Source organism: Streptomyces sp. AMJ-169, from assembly GCF_055597585.1.
This window is the reverse complement of the sequence record NZ_JBVLTJ010000012.1, coordinates 82,987-96,667: the sequence shown is the minus strand read 5'-3', so window position 1 is coordinate 96,667 and position 13,681 is coordinate 82,987. Positions and strand designations below refer to the sequence as shown.

At 69.2% G+C, this 13,681-nt stretch carries 20 protein-coding genes; 17 read left to right on the top strand and 3 right to left on the bottom strand.

Features of this window, described 5'->3' with window-relative positions:
* Positions 1-98 precede the first annotated feature (98 nt).
* Both ACYUD3_RS27605 and ACYUD3_RS27600 read left to right on the top strand, forming a co-directional pair.
* On the top strand, positions 99-1,265 hold the full coding sequence (locus ACYUD3_RS27605) for a 4-hydroxybenzoate 3-monooxygenase (protein WP_470975234.1): 1,167 nt from the start codon (positions 99-101) through the stop codon (positions 1,263-1,265).
* Positions 1,266-1,466: 201 nt separating this feature from the next.
* Complete coding sequence (locus ACYUD3_RS27600) at positions 1,467-2,357, top strand: Bax inhibitor-1/YccA family protein (RefSeq protein ID WP_470975231.1); 891 nt, start codon at positions 1,467-1,469, stop codon at positions 2,355-2,357.
* Positions 2,358-2,443: 86 nt separating this feature from the next.
* Here the strand turns inward: ACYUD3_RS27600 and ACYUD3_RS27595 are convergent, their stop codons facing one another.
* Together ACYUD3_RS27595 and ACYUD3_RS27590 are read right to left on the bottom strand one after the other, a co-directional pair.
* Entirely contained in the window at positions 2,444-2,671 is a 228-nt protein-coding gene (locus ACYUD3_RS27595) for a DUF4287 domain-containing protein (RefSeq protein WP_470975228.1), read from the bottom strand.
* A gap of 1,073 nt (positions 2,672-3,744) precedes the next feature.
* Positions 3,745-4,500, bottom strand: a complete 756-nt coding sequence (locus ACYUD3_RS27590) for a GntR family transcriptional regulator (protein WP_470975225.1) — start codon at positions 4,498-4,500, stop codon at positions 3,745-3,747.
* Positions 4,501-4,690: 190 nt separating this feature from the next.
* Here ACYUD3_RS27590 and ACYUD3_RS27585 point away from each other — a divergent pair, with 190 nt between their 5' ends.
* The 15 genes from ACYUD3_RS27585 to ACYUD3_RS27515 all read left to right on the top strand — a co-directional run bounded on the left by ACYUD3_RS27585 (position 4,691) and on the right by ACYUD3_RS27515 (position 12,498).
* Positions 4,691-5,023 carry an SCO3933 family regulatory protein gene (locus tag ACYUD3_RS27585; protein WP_470975222.1) on the top strand — a complete coding sequence of 111 codons (333 nt, stop codon included), beginning with the start codon at positions 4,691-4,693 and terminating at the stop codon, positions 5,021-5,023.
* Between the two features lie 2 nt (positions 5,024-5,025).
* Entirely contained in the window at positions 5,026-6,372 is a 1,347-nt protein-coding gene (locus ACYUD3_RS27580) for an FtsK/SpoIIIE domain-containing protein (RefSeq protein WP_470975219.1), read from the top strand.
* A gap of 83 nt (positions 6,373-6,455) precedes the next feature.
* Positions 6,456-6,668 carry a hypothetical protein gene (locus ACYUD3_RS27575; RefSeq protein ID WP_470975216.1) on the top strand — a complete coding sequence of 71 codons (213 nt, stop codon included), beginning with the start codon at positions 6,456-6,458 and terminating at the stop codon, positions 6,666-6,668.
* Between the two features lie 5 nt (positions 6,669-6,673).
* Entirely contained in the window at positions 6,674-6,865 is a 192-nt protein-coding gene (locus ACYUD3_RS27570; protein ID WP_470975213.1) for a hypothetical protein, read from the top strand.
* 73 nt (positions 6,866-6,938) lie between these two features.
* Entirely contained in the window at positions 6,939-7,592 is a 654-nt protein-coding gene (locus tag ACYUD3_RS27565; RefSeq protein WP_470975210.1) for a DUF2637 domain-containing protein, read from the top strand.
* A 17-nt stretch (positions 7,593-7,609) separates the two neighbouring features.
* Positions 7,610-7,780 carry a hypothetical protein gene (locus tag ACYUD3_RS27560; protein ID WP_470975208.1) on the top strand — a complete coding sequence of 57 codons (171 nt, stop codon included), beginning with the start codon at positions 7,610-7,612 and terminating at the stop codon, positions 7,778-7,780.
* A gap of 10 nt (positions 7,781-7,790) precedes the next feature.
* On the top strand, positions 7,791-7,976 hold the full coding sequence (locus tag ACYUD3_RS27555) for a mobile element transfer protein (protein ID WP_470975205.1): 186 nt from the start codon (positions 7,791-7,793) through the stop codon (positions 7,974-7,976).
* Between the two features lie 13 nt (positions 7,977-7,989).
* On the top strand, positions 7,990-8,145 hold the full coding sequence (locus ACYUD3_RS27550) for a hypothetical protein (protein ID WP_470975202.1): 156 nt from the start codon (positions 7,990-7,992) through the stop codon (positions 8,143-8,145).
* A gap of 15 nt (positions 8,146-8,160) precedes the next feature.
* Entirely contained in the window at positions 8,161-8,475 is a 315-nt protein-coding gene (locus ACYUD3_RS27545; RefSeq protein WP_470975200.1) for a SpdD protein, read from the top strand.
* Positions 8,476-8,566: 91 nt separating this feature from the next.
* On the top strand, positions 8,567-8,743 hold the full coding sequence (locus ACYUD3_RS27540; RefSeq protein ID WP_470975196.1) for a hypothetical protein: 177 nt from the start codon (positions 8,567-8,569) through the stop codon (positions 8,741-8,743).
* 211 nt (positions 8,744-8,954) lie between these two features.
* Positions 8,955-9,152: a hypothetical protein gene (locus ACYUD3_RS27535; RefSeq protein ID WP_470975194.1), complete on the top strand. Its 198-nt coding sequence runs from the start codon at positions 8,955-8,957 to the stop codon at positions 9,150-9,152.
* A complete protein-coding gene (repSA, locus tag ACYUD3_RS27530; RefSeq protein ID WP_470975191.1) occupies positions 9,149-10,576 on the top strand; it encodes a replication initiator protein RepSA in 1,428 nt (475 codons plus the stop codon). Before ACYUD3_RS27535 ends, repSA begins: the two co-directional genes overlap by 4 nt.
* On the top strand, positions 10,573-10,761 hold the full coding sequence (locus ACYUD3_RS27525; RefSeq protein ID WP_470975188.1) for a helix-turn-helix domain-containing protein: 189 nt from the start codon (positions 10,573-10,575) through the stop codon (positions 10,759-10,761). Before repSA ends, ACYUD3_RS27525 begins: the two co-directional genes overlap by 4 nt.
* On the top strand, positions 10,761-12,011 hold the full coding sequence (locus ACYUD3_RS27520; RefSeq protein ID WP_470975185.1) for a site-specific integrase: 1,251 nt from the start codon (positions 10,761-10,763) through the stop codon (positions 12,009-12,011). The genes ACYUD3_RS27525 and ACYUD3_RS27520 overlap by 1 nt, the downstream gene beginning before the upstream one ends.
* Before the next feature lie 175 nt (positions 12,012-12,186).
* The gene (locus tag ACYUD3_RS27515) at positions 12,187-12,498 is read left to right on the top strand and encodes a hypothetical protein (protein WP_470975182.1); all 312 of its coding nucleotides are present in this window, start codon (positions 12,187-12,189) and stop codon (positions 12,496-12,498) included.
* Between the two features lie 231 nt (positions 12,499-12,729).
* On the opposite strand, the gene ACYUD3_RS27510 is transcribed toward ACYUD3_RS27515, so the two are convergent.
* On the bottom strand, positions 12,730-13,512 hold the full coding sequence (locus tag ACYUD3_RS27510) for a hypothetical protein (RefSeq protein WP_470975179.1): 783 nt from the start codon (positions 13,510-13,512) through the stop codon (positions 12,730-12,732).
* Positions 13,513-13,681 lie beyond the last annotated feature (169 nt).

Below are 13,681 nucleotides of genomic sequence, written 5' to 3'. Positions count from 1 at the left end.
GCAGACTCATGCCCGGAGAAGAGTGAAGAAAATTTCACCACGCGAACAAACCCCGTAACCGATCGAACACCCCGTTAACCGGAGGAAAGGACCCCCCGATGCGCACCACCGTCGGCATCATCGGCGCCGGACCCGCCGGGCTCCTCCTCGCGCGGCTGCTGCACACCGCCGGGATCGACTCCGTCGTGCTGGAGAGCCATGACCGCGACTACGTCGAACACCGCCAGCGCGCCGGGATCCTGGAGCAGGGGACCGCCGATGTGCTGCGGGCGGCGGGGGCCGGCGCGCGGATGGAGCGGGAGGGGATACGGCACGACGGGATCGAGCTGCGCCACGACCGGCGCCGCCACCGCGTCGACTTCCCCGCCCTCACCGGCGGACGGTCCGTCACCGTCTACGCCCAGACCGAGGTCTGCAAGGACCTCATCGCCCTCCAGCTGAAGGACGGCGGCCCGCTGCTCTTCGGGGCCGAGGCGCTCGCCGTCGAAGGGGCCGACGGCGAACGGCCGCGGATCCGGTACCGGCACGAGGGCGCCGAACGCGTCCTGGAGTGCGCGTACGTCGTCGGCTGCGACGGCTTCTGGGGCGTCGCCCGCAAGGCGGTCCCCGAGGAACTGGTCCGCGTCTTCGAACGGACCTACCCCTACGCCTGGCTCGGCGTCCTCGCCGACGTCGCGCCCTCGCACGACGAACTGGTCTACGCCCGCCACGAACGCGGCTTCGCCCTGCTGTCGATGCGCTCCCCGACGGTCTCCCGCCTCTACCTCCAGGTCCCCGCCGGCACCGACCCCGGCGACTGGAGCGACGACGCGGTCTGGGCCGAACTGGAGCGCCGCCTGGAGACCGACGACGACTGGCGGCTCGCGCGCGGGCCGATCACCCAGAAGTCGGTCACCCCCATGCGCTCCTTCGTCCACGAACCCATGCGCCACGGCCGCCTCTTCCTCGCCGGCGACGCCGCCCACATCGTCCCCCCGACCGGCGCCAAGGGCCTCAACCTGGCCGTCGGCGACGTCGTCACCCTCGCCCGCGCCCTCACGCACGCGAGGGACACCGGATCGGACGAACTCCTCGACACCTATTCGGAGCGCTGCCTGAGCCGCGTCTGGCAGGCGGAGCGGTTCTCGTACGACATGACGGTCATGCTGCACCAGGGCGGTGACCCCTTCGACGGCCGCGTCCAGCGCGCCCGGCTGGAGCGGATCGCCACCTCGCGCGCCGCCGAACAGGAGCTCGCCGAGGGGTACACGGGGTTCCCGTACTGACCGCTCTTGATCTCCGGCCGGTTCCGGACGTGTCGCGACTTGGTCATGAATGCCACCCGGGGCCCCAGGGAATCAAGGAGCCGCGTAGCGTGTTGGCGCAACCACGGCGAGGAAAGATCCTCCTCAAGCACTAGGGCCATTCTTTTGCCGTTCCATTACCCTTGACGCCAAGGCCACGCGAGGTGGCCATGGAGGAGTGAAATGAGGAGCAGAAACCCGGTCTTCTCGCGACGGGGCTTCAGCCGCGACAACGGCTACGCCGGCTTCAACGCCGCGCCGCAGGCCGGGGGACCCGCCGTCGCCACGCAGGCGAACCCGTACGCCCAGCAGGCCGGCAACCCGTACGCGACCAACCCCTACGCCCAGCAGCAGTACGGCGCCCCGCCGCAGGCCCCGGCCGCCTCCGGTGCGATGACGATCGACGACGTCGTCTCGCGCACCGCGATGACGCTCGGCACGGTCGTCGTCACCGCGGTCCTCTCCTGGCTCCTGCTGCCGGTCGACCCCGCCAACCTCGGCAAGTCGTACGGCATCGGTGTCGGCGCCGCGCTCGTCGCGATGGTGCTCGGCCTGATCCAGTCGTTCAAGAGCCGTCCGTCGCCCGCGCTGATCCTGGCGTACGCGGCGTTCGAGGGCGTCTTCCTCGGGGTCATCTCCTCGACGGTGTCGACGTACATCTCCGACGGCGTCGTCGTCCAGGCCGTGCTCGGCACGATGGCGGTGTCCGCGGGTGTGCTCGTCGCCTACAAGGCGGGCTGGATCCGGGTCAACCGGCGCTTCTACGGCTTCGTCATGGCCGCGGCCCTCGGCTTCGTCCTGCTGATGGCCGTCAACATGCTGTTCTCCGTCTTCGGCGGCGGTGACGGGCTCGGCTTCCGCAGCGGTGGCCTCGGCATCGTCTTCGGCATCATCGGCATCCTGCTCGGCGCGTGCTTCCTCGCGCTGGACTTCAAGCAGGTCGAGGACGGCATCACGTACGGCGCGCCCCGTGAGGAGGCGTGGCTGGCGGCCTTCGGGCTCACGATGACGCTGGTCTGGATCTACATGGAGTTCCTGCGGCTCCTCGCGATCCTCCAGGGCGGCGACGACTAGTCCTGCCCGCTTGCTTCGAGAGAAGGGCCCCGCGGCTTCGTGCCGCGGGGCCCTTCCCCTGTGCGCTCACGGGAGTTGCCGCGCGGCTATCCGAGTTTGCGCGCCGCCCTCCTCAGGTCGTACTCGTGGATCAGCGCCTTGGCGTGGCCGTAGGCGAGGTTGTGTTCGTGGCGTAGCCAGCTGACCTTCTCCGCGAAGCGGAGGGCGGGGCCTTCGTCCACGGTGCGCAGCCAGTCGGCGACTTCACGACCGGTGCAGTGGGGGATGCGGGCGAGCAGGTTGCGATGGGTCTCCTCGGAGAAGACTCGGGACATCGGCGCCTCCGGGTGTGAGCCGGTCCTTTGAGTCACCGTGCCTGAGGGTTTGCCTGTTGGCAACAGAGGTGGGCCCTCGATCTGGAGCAAGTGCGGCTCTGGCTTGGCCCGGTGGTCCGTTGACGGTCGCGGTTGTCCGCTGGTGTCTGCGGTCGTTGTCACGCAGTTAGTCACGCACCTGCACCTGCCCGAGAGGCCGGTGGAGAGAGTTTGAGGTCTGTTGATCTGTGGGGCGAGAGCATGAAAGGGGGCTATTACACTTGTACCAATGGAGAGGGCTAGTTGCCCTCACCGTGCGAAGCAGGCACTCGGCCCCCTTTCTTGCTCTCGGAGGGGCCCCACAGGTCGACAGACCTTAAAGTCTCGGAGCCGGCCGTCCCGGCCCCCCTCCACCTCACCCTCCGCTCACCTGATCCCTGCGTGCTGCGTCGGGTTCGTCGGCCTGGTCTTCGTCGACTTCAGCCCGTTCCTTGCTGATCGTGGCGTGTTCCAGGGGGTGCGGGGTCGGTGTGAGGGTTGGGTCTGGTCGGTGGTGGGGTGGGGTACAGGTCTCGGTCCGGCGCAACGTTTCTGGCGGGCCAAAGCGTGAAGCGGGATTACCCCGGGGCAACTTGGTGGCGCGGGGCCGGGGCCGGGGCGGCGCGGGCCGGAGGCAGGAGCAGAGCCCCGAGTCCCGAGCCCGCGCAGGCCCGTAGTACGGGCCTGCGGGGTGTGATCACGTAGCGACGGCTGGAAAAGCCGAGTGGCCAGCGCGCCGGATGCCCGTGAGGGCAAGAGCCCCCGCCCTTTCCGCCTGCCGGGGCCCCGGCCCGTGGAACCGGCCGGCTGCCTCAAGGGGTGTGCGCGGGGGTGACTGCTGTGGGTGTGTGCTGTGGTGTGCGCGGGGGTCGTGGTGGCAAGAGGGTTTCCCGTTCGACCGTCCGCCCGGGAATCCCCCCGCAGGGGTCCCCTCCCTCTCCCCCCTTCCCCGCCCGAACGGGCGGGGACTTGATGAGGTAGAGAAACCTGTAACAGCCTTGGCTGATGCTGGCCTTGGCGCTGGTCACGCCTCCGTGGCGCCCTGGATCAGTTGATCAGGCGTCAAAGTCGTATTCCAGGATGTATGAGGCAGCGTCAAGCGTCATTTCGTTGATCTCCACGGGGCGCCCCTCGTCTGCGAACGCGGTCCGGCAGACAAGAATGACCGGCGTGCCTGCGGAGATGCTCAACTGCGCCGCCTCATCCTTCGTGGGCATACGTGAGCGGATCTCTTCACGGAAGTGCACTGGCTTGTAACCGAGTTCGGCGAGACGGGCGTAAGTTCCGCCGGGCCCCGTGTCCTCCTGAGTGATCGCCGATCCTGCGACCACCGACGAGGGGAGGTAGCTCGTCGCGAGAAGAACAGGCTTCCCGTCCAAGACGAACCGCCGGCGCCGCACGCAGACGGTGTCCTCGTCCACTAGGTCCAAGACCTGCGCGATTCGTTCTGGCGCGGTCTCCTCCGACACCGTCACGTGGTCCACCACAAGCGTGCGGTTCTCGATGTCGGCAGACCAGATGGACCGGCCACTGCCCCATTGCTCCTGGGCAAGCCGCTGGATTCCCCGTCGCCTCAACGGACGGAAGGCCCGGACAAACACGCCGGCGCCCTTACGGGACTCGGCAACGCCTTCATCCTTGAGCACGCTCAATGCCTGACGTGCTGTCATGCGGGCCACGCCATGCGCGGCCATCAGGTCGTTCTCCCCCGGAAGCCGATCACCGGGACCGTACTCACCCGACTGGATCGCCTCACGTAGAGAGTCCGCGATCCGTTGGTACTTCGGCCGACGGTCGTCGGTGGTGGCCATTCGGAGTTCTCCCTCTTCTCTAGACACCCCACCCTAGGGCATCCCCAGATGCGTTGCCCGTTGCATGTAGCCGCCGTGAGTCATCCAACGTCTCTAGACATCTCTCTTGACGACATCTCTAGAGACGTGCTTATCTATAGGTGTCTAGAGAGGACGCGCAAGGCGGCCTCGCAAAACGAGGGATGTGCTCATGCCGTCGTTCAAGATTGATCTTTCGACCGCCGTGGTGTTCGTGGCGACCGCGCCGGAGCCGAAGATGGCGAACAAGCGGACCGGTGAGCGCGCGGTGGACAGTCAGAGCGGTGCGGGTCTGTCGACGGTGGGCCTGCTGGTCTCGGATGAGGGTGAGGGCAACCTCTACCAGGTGACGATCCCGGAGACGGGTTACCCCCAGGGTCTGGCGCCGGGTATGCCGGTGGCCGTGACCGGGCTGAAGGCGCGTGACTGGGAGAACGAGTTCAACGGCCAGAAGCGGCACGGGATCTCGTTCCGCGCGGTCGCGGTCACCCCGCTGGGGGCCTGATCATGTCGGATCTGGCGACCTGGTTAGAGGTCGGGGCTGCGGCCTCGGGGGTCGGCGGTCTCGGCTACGCGAAGTACCGTGCGCCGCGCGTGTACTGGTCGCTGGTCGGGATGCCGATGGCCTGGGGGCGTTTCACGGTCTCGTACCGCTCCACGATGGATGTGTGTGGGCTGACGGTGCAGCCGTCGGGTCTGCGGGCGTTCATGACCCGCAGCGTGGTCCGCCGTGAGGTTCAGCCGGTTCCGCCGAGGGTCCGTCGGGTGCGGGGGACGTCGACCGGGCTGCGGGTGACGCTGCGGCTTCCCGCCGGCCTGGAGCCCGCCGACGTGATGGCGTCCTCGGAGCGGCTGCGGCACGCGTGGGGTGTCCACTCGGTGACCGTGGTGGAGGTGAAGCCCGGTTTCGTGGAGCTGCGGATGACCGGCTACGACGTGTTGCGCTGGGTGCGGATGCCGCGTCAGGCCCGCCCGCACGGCATGGCCGTTCCGGTCGCGGTGCGCGAGGACGGGACCGCGTTCGAGCGGGACTACCGCAAGGTTCCGATGGCGCTCACCCTGGGTGCCAACCACTCCGGCAAGTCGATGTATCAGCGCAATCTGATCAAAGGGCTGGCGCAACTGCCGGTGGCCCTGGTCGGTGTCGACTGCAAGCGCGGGGTGGAACAGTCCGCCTTCGCGCCCCGCCTGTCGGCGCTGGTCACCAACCCCGACAGTGCCGCTTCCCTGCTGAGCGCCCTGGTCGCGGAGATGGAAGACCGCTTCGACCTGCTGAGCCGGTACGCCGTCTCCGATCTGTGGGAACTGCCTGATGAGGTGCGCCCGGTGCCGGTGATCGTGCTGGTGGATGAGGTGGCGGAGCTGTTCCTGATCTCCTCGAAGAAGGATGAGGAACGCCGGGAGCAGATCGTGACCGCGTTGATCCGGCTGGCGCAGATGGCCCGTGCTATCGGCATCCACCTGGAGATCTGCGGGCAGCGCTTCGGCTCGGATCTGGGCAAGGGCGCGACGATGCTTCGTGCCCAGCTCACCGGCCGTGTGGTGCACCGTGTCAACGACAAGCAGACCGCCGAGATGGGCTTGGCGGACATCGCTCCGGACGCGGTTCCGGCGGCGAGCCTGATCCCGATGAACCGCCCCGGGACCGCTGTCGCGGCGGACTCCTCCGGTGGCTGGTCGAAGATCCGCACCCCGGACACCAGCCGCGATGAGGTCGTGGCGGTCTGCCGGGAGTTCGCCCACCTGGTCCCGGACCTGCCGTTCCTCGAACCGTTCCGGCCCCATGTTCCCGCCCACGCCCCCGCGCCGGTGACCGGCCCGTCGCTGGTCAAGCCCCGCCCGGTCACCGAGTAACACCCCGTTCCGCCACGGCCGGCGTGACCGCTTCGCGCCACGTCCCTACCCCAGCCATGCCGAAAGCAGAGAGGGAAGATCACATGTCGCACTCCAGCCGCCGTGAACGCCGTGAGGCTCCCGTCTTCCGAGACCTCTGGTTGACGGGAGCCCTGATCCAGGACGCCCGCCAGTACCTCACGCTGAGCGACAACCCGGACCAGGAGTTCGTGAGCATCGTCGTCCACGGCTGCACCCTCAGCAGGAGCACGGACTACCCGCCCAAGGGCCACGGCTACCCCCGACAGGGCCGGTGATCGTCATGGCCGCGCGGAAGACCGCCCGCAGTAAGCCCCTCGTTCCCGAGCCCGAGAAGTGCCCGGACTGCGACGGCACCGGCGAGACCACCGAAACCGTCCGCGTCGGCGCCCGCAAAGGCCGCGCCACCGATGACCGACAGGGCGCCCTGTGCCTGACCTGCTGGGGCACCGGCGAGAAGCCCGACGCCGACTGACCGCCCCGGGACCGGGCGCCCAGACATCGGCTCCCGGTCTCGGCTTGATCCCCCGCGAAGGGAGGTGAAGACCGTGTCCCGCTCGTTACGTGTCGACCCCGTTCTGGTGCAGGCCGTGATTGCCGGTGCGCTGTCCTTCGCCCACCTGCACGACCTCGCCGAAGCCGCCGGGCAGAGCGGTTGGAAGGCCTGGGCCTATCCAGTGAGTGTCGACCTGCTTCTGGTCGCTGTGTGGCGCCGGCTGCGGACCGCCCCGTCGAAGATGGCATGGTTCTGGTTCCTGGTCGCCCTGGTCGCCTCGCTCGGTGCGAACATCGCCACCGCCGGTCTCCTCGATCTCGACGACGTTCCGGCCTGGCTGCGCATCCTCGTAGCCGGCTGGCCCGCGCTGGCCTTCCTCGGCGGCACTCTGCTCGCCCACTCCCCGACCCCCGCTGAGGCTCCGGCTCCGGCCGTGGTCGTGGACCGGCCCCCGGTCGCGCCGGCGCCCTCGGAGTCCGAGCCCGCTCCCGAGCCGGAGCCCGAGTTGATCCCGGCAGCGGAACCCGCCCCGGCTCTTCCCCCGTCGCCCGTTCCTGCGGTGCCTCTGGCGCTGGTCGAACACGCCCGCAAGGTCGCCGCCGACCACCGCGCCCGCACCGGTACCGACATCGACACCGCCACTCTCCGCGCCCGCCTCGGGGTCCCCGAGGACCTCGCCGGCGCGATCGCCGCCCAACTCGCCTGACAGACAAGGAGATCCCGATGCGACCGTCCATCCGCGCGGCCCTGGAACGTTCCGCCGAACTCACCCGCGACAACCGCCTGGTCGACGGTTTCGCCCTCGGAGAGGCCGCGCTCAACCAGGCCACCGACGACGAACGCCCCGAGGTTCAGCAATGGCTGACCGACCACGCCAGCGACTTCACCAACTAGGAGGACCGACATGCGGCCGAACCGCTTCTACGACGTGATCCGCATCGGACCCGTGGAGGTCGCCACCTACAACGACGCCCGGGGCCGCAAGCGCCACATCGGCGCCTGCACCGCCCCCCGGTGCGGCTACTGCGTCACCTACGACACCCGAGCCGCCGCCGAACTCGCCGCCCGTACCCACCGCTGCAAGGTCTGAAAGGGAGATTGACATGGACGTGCCACTTTGGTTCGCCCTGCTGGTCGTCGGATGGCTCGGGATCAAGATCGCCCGCCCGCCGTGGTGGCTGATCGCCGCCCTCCTGATCGGCGGCTACCTCGTCGCCGGAAGCTTCCTCGCCCCCGTTCTCGGCTCCGTCCTCAAGTAGAAGGGAACCCACCTCGTGCTCACGCCGAAGTACCCGCCCCAGGACATGGCCCCGCCCGCCACGCTTCCCGCCCCGACGGTCCACGTCCCCGTGCCCGTCCAGCCCCCGGCCCCCGCGCCGGTCCCGGTCGCCCCCGTCTCGAACCGGCCGGTCGTCCAGCTCACCCCCGGCAGCGCGCTCGCCCTCGCGGCCGGCGGTGGCGCCGTGGTTCTCGTCGTCGGCGCGGTCCTGGTCTCGCTGCTGCTTGCGGTCGCCATCACCGGCGTCACGGTCGCCCTGGTCGCGGTCGTCCTGCGCCTGCTGATCAAGGACCTGAACAACAACCGCTAAACGGCCCCGGGGCGGCTCTCTCGGCAAAGACCGCCGCCCCGGCGCCTGCAACCACTTCCAGATCCATCGGACCCGAAAGGGAAGCCTCATCATGCCCCAGCACGCCCCGGCCACGCGCGTCTGCCGTGACTGCGACGGCTTCGCCGCCGCCAGCATCACGACCGGCACCCACCACGACGGCTCCCGCGTTCTGCTCCGCGTCACCTGCCCCACCTGCAAGGGCACCGGCACCGCCCGCCCCGTGCGCAAGCAGGAGGTGAACGCGTGATCCCCCGCCGCTGGAGCCGTGACATGGGCCGTTTCGACGCGGAAGGTCTCGACGACTACGAGCACTTCAGGTAGATCGTCAAGGTCCACAACGCCTACGACGGCGACCGGAAGATGAGCCTGCCCAAGGACAACCCGTCCAAGGACCTCTCCGGCCCGTCCTGCAACGACGCCAACACCCCGCGAACCCGGCGCTGGGGGCGGTGAACATCGTGGCTGATCTCACCCCGACGCCGGACACCCCCGGCCTGCACGTCAGCAAGCCCACCCCCTACGCCCCGGCCACCGCCACCGCTGTCTGCCGCTGCGGAACCTCCGCGACGGCGACCGGCGACGACCAGGTCAAGGCACTCGTCGACGACTACGCCGCGCACCACGGTCCCGCCCACCGCAACGGGGGCACCCGTTGACCCACACCGCCACTGCGGCGGGCCTGGACCCGGCCACCCTCACCGACGTACTGAGGCTGGCCGGGTCCCCCGGCTTCGACCGCATCAAGGACCAGATCCACAGCACCGGCGGATGCTCCGACCCCATCCGCCTCCAGGGTTCGACCACGACCCGCGACACCGTGACCGGACAGGTGCTGCACTCCTACTCCACCGACACCGAACCCGGCGGCATCCTGCGCGTCTCCTGCGGCAACCGCCGCGCCTCCCGCTGCCCCTCCTGCGCATGGACCTACGCCGGCGACACCTACCACCTCATCCGCGCCGGACTCGTCGGCGACCCCGCCAAAGGCACCCCGCACACCATCCGCGACCACCCCCGCGTCTTCGCCACCCTCACCGCCCCGAGCTTCGGCCCCGTCCACAACCGCCCCGGCAAACACCGCTGCCGCTGCGGCACCCGCCACCCCGAGGACGCACCCGAACTCGGCACCCCCCTCAACCCGGGCACCTACGACTACGCGGGCGCCGTGCTGTGGAACAACCACGCCTCCGAACTGTGGCGCTACTTCACGATCTACCTCCGACGCCAGATCGCCCGCCGCGCCGGCCTCACCCAGAAGGAAGCACACACCCAAGCACGGGTCTCCTTCGGCAAGGTCGCCGAATACCAGAAACGCGGCGCCGTCCACTTCCACGCCGTGATCCGCTTCGACGGACCTCAGGGCCCCGACTCGCCCCCGCCTCCGTGGGCCACCCTCGACCTCCTCACCGACGCCATCCAGGCCGCCGCCGCCCGCATCACGGTCGACGTCCCCCCGGCCCGCCACCAGCCCGACCCCGACCAGCCGGCCATCACGCAACCGGCCCGCACCCTGCGCTGGGGCACCCAACTCGACGTCCAGCCCATCGGAGCCTTCGGCCACGGCGAAGAGATCACCGAAGCCGCCGTGGCCTCCTACGTCGCCAAGTACGCCACCAAAGCCGCCGAGACGACCGGCACCGTGGACCGCCGCATCGGCAGCAAAGAAGCCCTGACCCTCCTCGGCGTCCCCGACCACCCCGCCCGCCTGATTGCCGCCTGCCTCGACCTCCACCCCCTCTACCCCGACCGCAAGCTCCGCGACTGGGCCCACATGCTCGGCTTCCGGGGCCACTTCTCCACCAAGTCCCGCCGCTACTCCACCACCCTCGGCGCCCTCCGCCAGACCCGCGCCGACTACCGCGCCGCCCAACAACGCGCCGCCCTCGGCCTCCCCGACCCCGACACCGAGGAAACCACCACCCTCACCCTCGCCCACTGGACCTACGCCGGCCACGGCCACACCCCCGGCGAATCCTGGCTCGCCGCCACCATCCGCCGCGACATCCAGCACAACCGCGAAACCGCCCGCGAACACCGAACGACGCAACCCGACGACGACGGTTGGGGCGTGGACTCATGACGGCCTCATCCTCCGTACTGCTCACCGTGCCGGACGTCATGGTGCGGCTCCAGCTCGGCAAGTCCAAGGTCTACGACCTGATTCGGACCAAGCGACTCGTCTCCTTCACAGAGGGTCGCGCCCGCCGTATCCCCGAAAGCGCGGTAGAGGACTACATCCGCACCCGGCTCGAAGAGGCTTCCTGATGGCGACGCGTCGGAGTCGCGGTGACGGCGGCCTTCACTGGGATGCCAAGCGCCAACGCTGGATCGCGACGGCCAGTCTGGGCTTCCATCCGAACGGCAAGCGGAACGTGAAACGAGCGAGCGGCAAGACCAAGACCGCCGCCAAAGAGAAGCTGAAGGAGGTGCTGCGGGACTACGAGGACGGCCTTGCGATCGCGCCGACCGGCTACACCGTCAAGGACGCGGTGACGGACTGGCTTGAGTACGGGCTCAACGGCTTGGACGCCGAGACGGTCAGAACGAACAAGAGCCTGTGCAAGAACCACGTCATCCCCGCGCTGGGTGCCAGCAAGCTCCGGGACCTCGGCGCCGAAGACATCGACAAGTGGCTGGCGGCCAAGTCGAAGGCGCTGAGCACCCGCTCTCTGAGAGTGGTCCACTCGTGCCTGAACCGCTCGGTCAAGCGCGCCATGGCACGGGACAAGGTGAAGCGCAACGTCGTGGAACTCTGCTCCGTCCCCGCCGGCCGTCCAGGAAGACCGTCGAAGTCCCTCACCCTGGTTCAGGCGGAAGCGGTGCTGAAAGCGGCGGAAGAGTCCCCGCTCTACGCCTACTTCGTGGTGTCGCTCCTGACCGGCGGACGTACAGAGGAGATGCGCCCGCTCCGCTGGGATCACGTCGACCTCGTAGGGGACCCTGAGGCCGATCCTCCGATCCCGCCGTACGTCGCGGTTTGGCGCTCCGTCCGTCGCTCCGGCGACACCAAGACCCGGAAGTCTCGCCGTACCCTGGCGCTGCCTGGTCGGGCCATCGACGCTCTGAAAGTTCAGCGGGAGCGTCAGGGAAGGCAACGCGTTGCGGCTGGTGACAAGTGGAAGGAGAGCGGTCTGGTCTTCACGTCGGATGTCGGCGCGCAACTGTCCGGGCAAAACGTCCGGCGGGAGTTCCGCAGGGTCATCGCTCGCGCGGCGGAGTTGCTGCCTGAGATCGAGCCCTACGCCCCCGTGCACGAGACGGAGTCCGGCGTCTTCATTCAGGAGAACTCCCATCCCCTTGTGCCGGAGGACTGGACGACTCGGGAGACCCGGACGTCATTCGTCTCGATCCTCTCGGACAAGGGCATCCCCCTCGAAGAGATCTCCCGACTGGTCGGCCACTCCAGTACCGCCGTGACCGAAGCTGTGTACCGGAAGCAGATCCGCCCGGTCATCCAGACAGGGGCGACCGCCATGAACGAGATCTTCAGGACGTCGCCGCCTCCAGAGCGGTAGTCACGCAGTTAGTCACTCAGCAATGCCAAGAGGGCCCCTACCGAGTTGGTACGGGCCCTCTGACCTGTGGCCTAACCCTTGCGGGCGGAGAGAGCTACTGGTGTCGTTCTTTTCCCTGTTGGCAACAGTCCGGGGTGTGCCGGGTTCGGGGGGCCGCGTGGCGTAGTCTCGCCGCGTGGTGGATACGACGCCGTTGTTGCGCGCGGTTGATTTGTTCGCGGACCGTTTGAGGGCGGCGCCTCAGAGTCGGCTCCAGCGGGGGGCCGCCGCTGAAGCGTTGCGGCTGGCGCAGGAGTTGGCCCAGTGGGCGCAGGCTGTCGAGGAGCCGGGGAGTGAGGCGCGGGTGATGCCGGACGCCGGGATGTTCGCCGTCGCCGATCAGATCGGTGTTGCCGCGCATGATCTGGCGGTGGTGCTGGGGAGTTCGGAGGAGGTCGAGAAGGCTGTGCAGATGGTGGAGGAGGCGCGGAAGAGGGCGGGGGTTTGAGCTTTGGTGGCGGCTGCGGGTGGGTCGTGGCTGGTCGCGCCGTTCCCCGCGCCCCTTAAGGGGCTGCGCCCCTTGACCCCCTTGCGCAGTTCCCCGCGCCCCTAAAAGATGCGCAGTTCCCCGCGCCCCTAGTGCGCCGTTCCCCGCGCCCCCAGTGCGCAGTTCCCCGCGCCCCTAAAAAGCAGGCCCCCGCCCCCAGTCGCAAAGCCCCCCAACTCCCCGCTCAGCCCCCTACAAGCTCGCTATCACCCGGTCCGCCAAGATGTACACCTTCTCCTCGCCGCACTCGAACGTCAGCGTGTACGCCCCCGATATCCCCGAACCCCCCAGCAGCACCGGCGCGTTGCCCTCCGTCAAAGCTGCCGCCAGGCGTTCCGCTGTTTCTCGGTGGCCCGGGGTCATGCACAGGGTGGTGCCGTCGGCGAAGACGTAGACGTCGAGGGTGCCTAGGGGGCCGGGGCGGACGTCTGTCAGTTCGGTGCGGGTTGCCGCCAGGTCTTCCAGCGTTGTCACCGTGCGCTCGTGGTCGGCCGTCGCCGGGGAGCCCAGGGGGACGAAGTCCGGGTGGGAGGGGTGGCGGCGGCGGGCGGCGGCGAGTTCGGGGGAGTCGCCGGCGAAGTCGTCGGACTCGGCGGGGGACTCCGTCACCGGCTCCAGGCCCACGAAGTCGCTCTGCCGGGGCAGGAACAGCTCGCTGTCGGGCAGGCCCAGCAGGGAGGGGGCGTCGGAGACGTCACGGGACTCCTGGGCGGCCCAGAAGGCGCGCGCCTCGGCCAGCTCCCGCTCCCGCTCCTCCGCCAGCGCCTCGGCGACCGCCGCGCGTATCTCGTCGGTGTCCGTGGCCGCGCGGGCGGCCGGGACCAGGCCGTGGGCCAGGGCGGAGTGGTTCTCGGCGAGCTGGGTGCTCAGCTCCCGCACCTGGCGGCGCAGGGCCAGCAGGGTGCGCAGGACGGCGACGCCCACGGCGCCGGTGGCGGCCGTGGTGACCAGCAGGGCGATCGGCATGGCGCTCACTGACGTACTCCCGGTTCAAAAGTCGACCCCCGACTTCCTACCTCAGCTTGGCGGGCGAACTCTCCCACTGTCAGTGCGTAACGTCACGAAACGGACAGGACTTTGGGCCCGGGGGTACCTGGTGGAACGGCCCTGAGCTGCGGAATCCCGCACTCTAGGGAGATAGGTC

Bases quoted from the DNA above. Each gene is read 5' to 3' on its own strand.
- ACYUD3_RS27605 (WP_470975234.1), top strand. From the start codon at position 99: ATGCGCACCACCGTCGGCATCATCGGCGCCGGACCCGCCGGGCTCCTC.
- ACYUD3_RS27600 (WP_470975231.1), top strand. From the start codon at position 1,467: ATGAGGAGCAGAAACCCGGTCTTCTCGCGACGGGGCTTCAGCCGCGAC.
- ACYUD3_RS27595 (WP_470975228.1), bottom strand. From the start codon at position 2,671: ATGTCCCGAGTCTTCTCCGAGGAGACCCATCGCAACCTGCTCGCCCGC.
- ACYUD3_RS27590 (WP_470975225.1), bottom strand. From the start codon at position 4,500: ATGGCCACCACCGACGACCGTCGGCCGAAGTACCAACGGATCGCGGAC.
- ACYUD3_RS27585 (WP_470975222.1), top strand. From the start codon at position 4,691: ATGCCGTCGTTCAAGATTGATCTTTCGACCGCCGTGGTGTTCGTGGCG.
- ACYUD3_RS27580 (WP_470975219.1), top strand. From the start codon at position 5,026: ATGTCGGATCTGGCGACCTGGTTAGAGGTCGGGGCTGCGGCCTCGGGG.
- ACYUD3_RS27575 (WP_470975216.1), top strand. From the start codon at position 6,456: ATGTCGCACTCCAGCCGCCGTGAACGCCGTGAGGCTCCCGTCTTCCGA.
- ACYUD3_RS27570 (WP_470975213.1), top strand. From the start codon at position 6,674: ATGGCCGCGCGGAAGACCGCCCGCAGTAAGCCCCTCGTTCCCGAGCCC.
- ACYUD3_RS27560 (WP_470975208.1), top strand. From the start codon at position 7,610: ATGCGACCGTCCATCCGCGCGGCCCTGGAACGTTCCGCCGAACTCACC.
- ACYUD3_RS27555 (WP_470975205.1), top strand. From the start codon at position 7,791: ATGCGGCCGAACCGCTTCTACGACGTGATCCGCATCGGACCCGTGGAG.
- ACYUD3_RS27550 (WP_470975202.1), top strand. From the start codon at position 7,990: ATGGACGTGCCACTTTGGTTCGCCCTGCTGGTCGTCGGATGGCTCGGG.
- ACYUD3_RS27540 (WP_470975196.1), top strand. From the start codon at position 8,567: ATGCCCCAGCACGCCCCGGCCACGCGCGTCTGCCGTGACTGCGACGGC.
- ACYUD3_RS27525 (WP_470975188.1), top strand. From the start codon at position 10,573: ATGACGGCCTCATCCTCCGTACTGCTCACCGTGCCGGACGTCATGGTG.
- ACYUD3_RS27520 (WP_470975185.1), top strand. From the start codon at position 10,761: ATGGCGACGCGTCGGAGTCGCGGTGACGGCGGCCTTCACTGGGATGCC.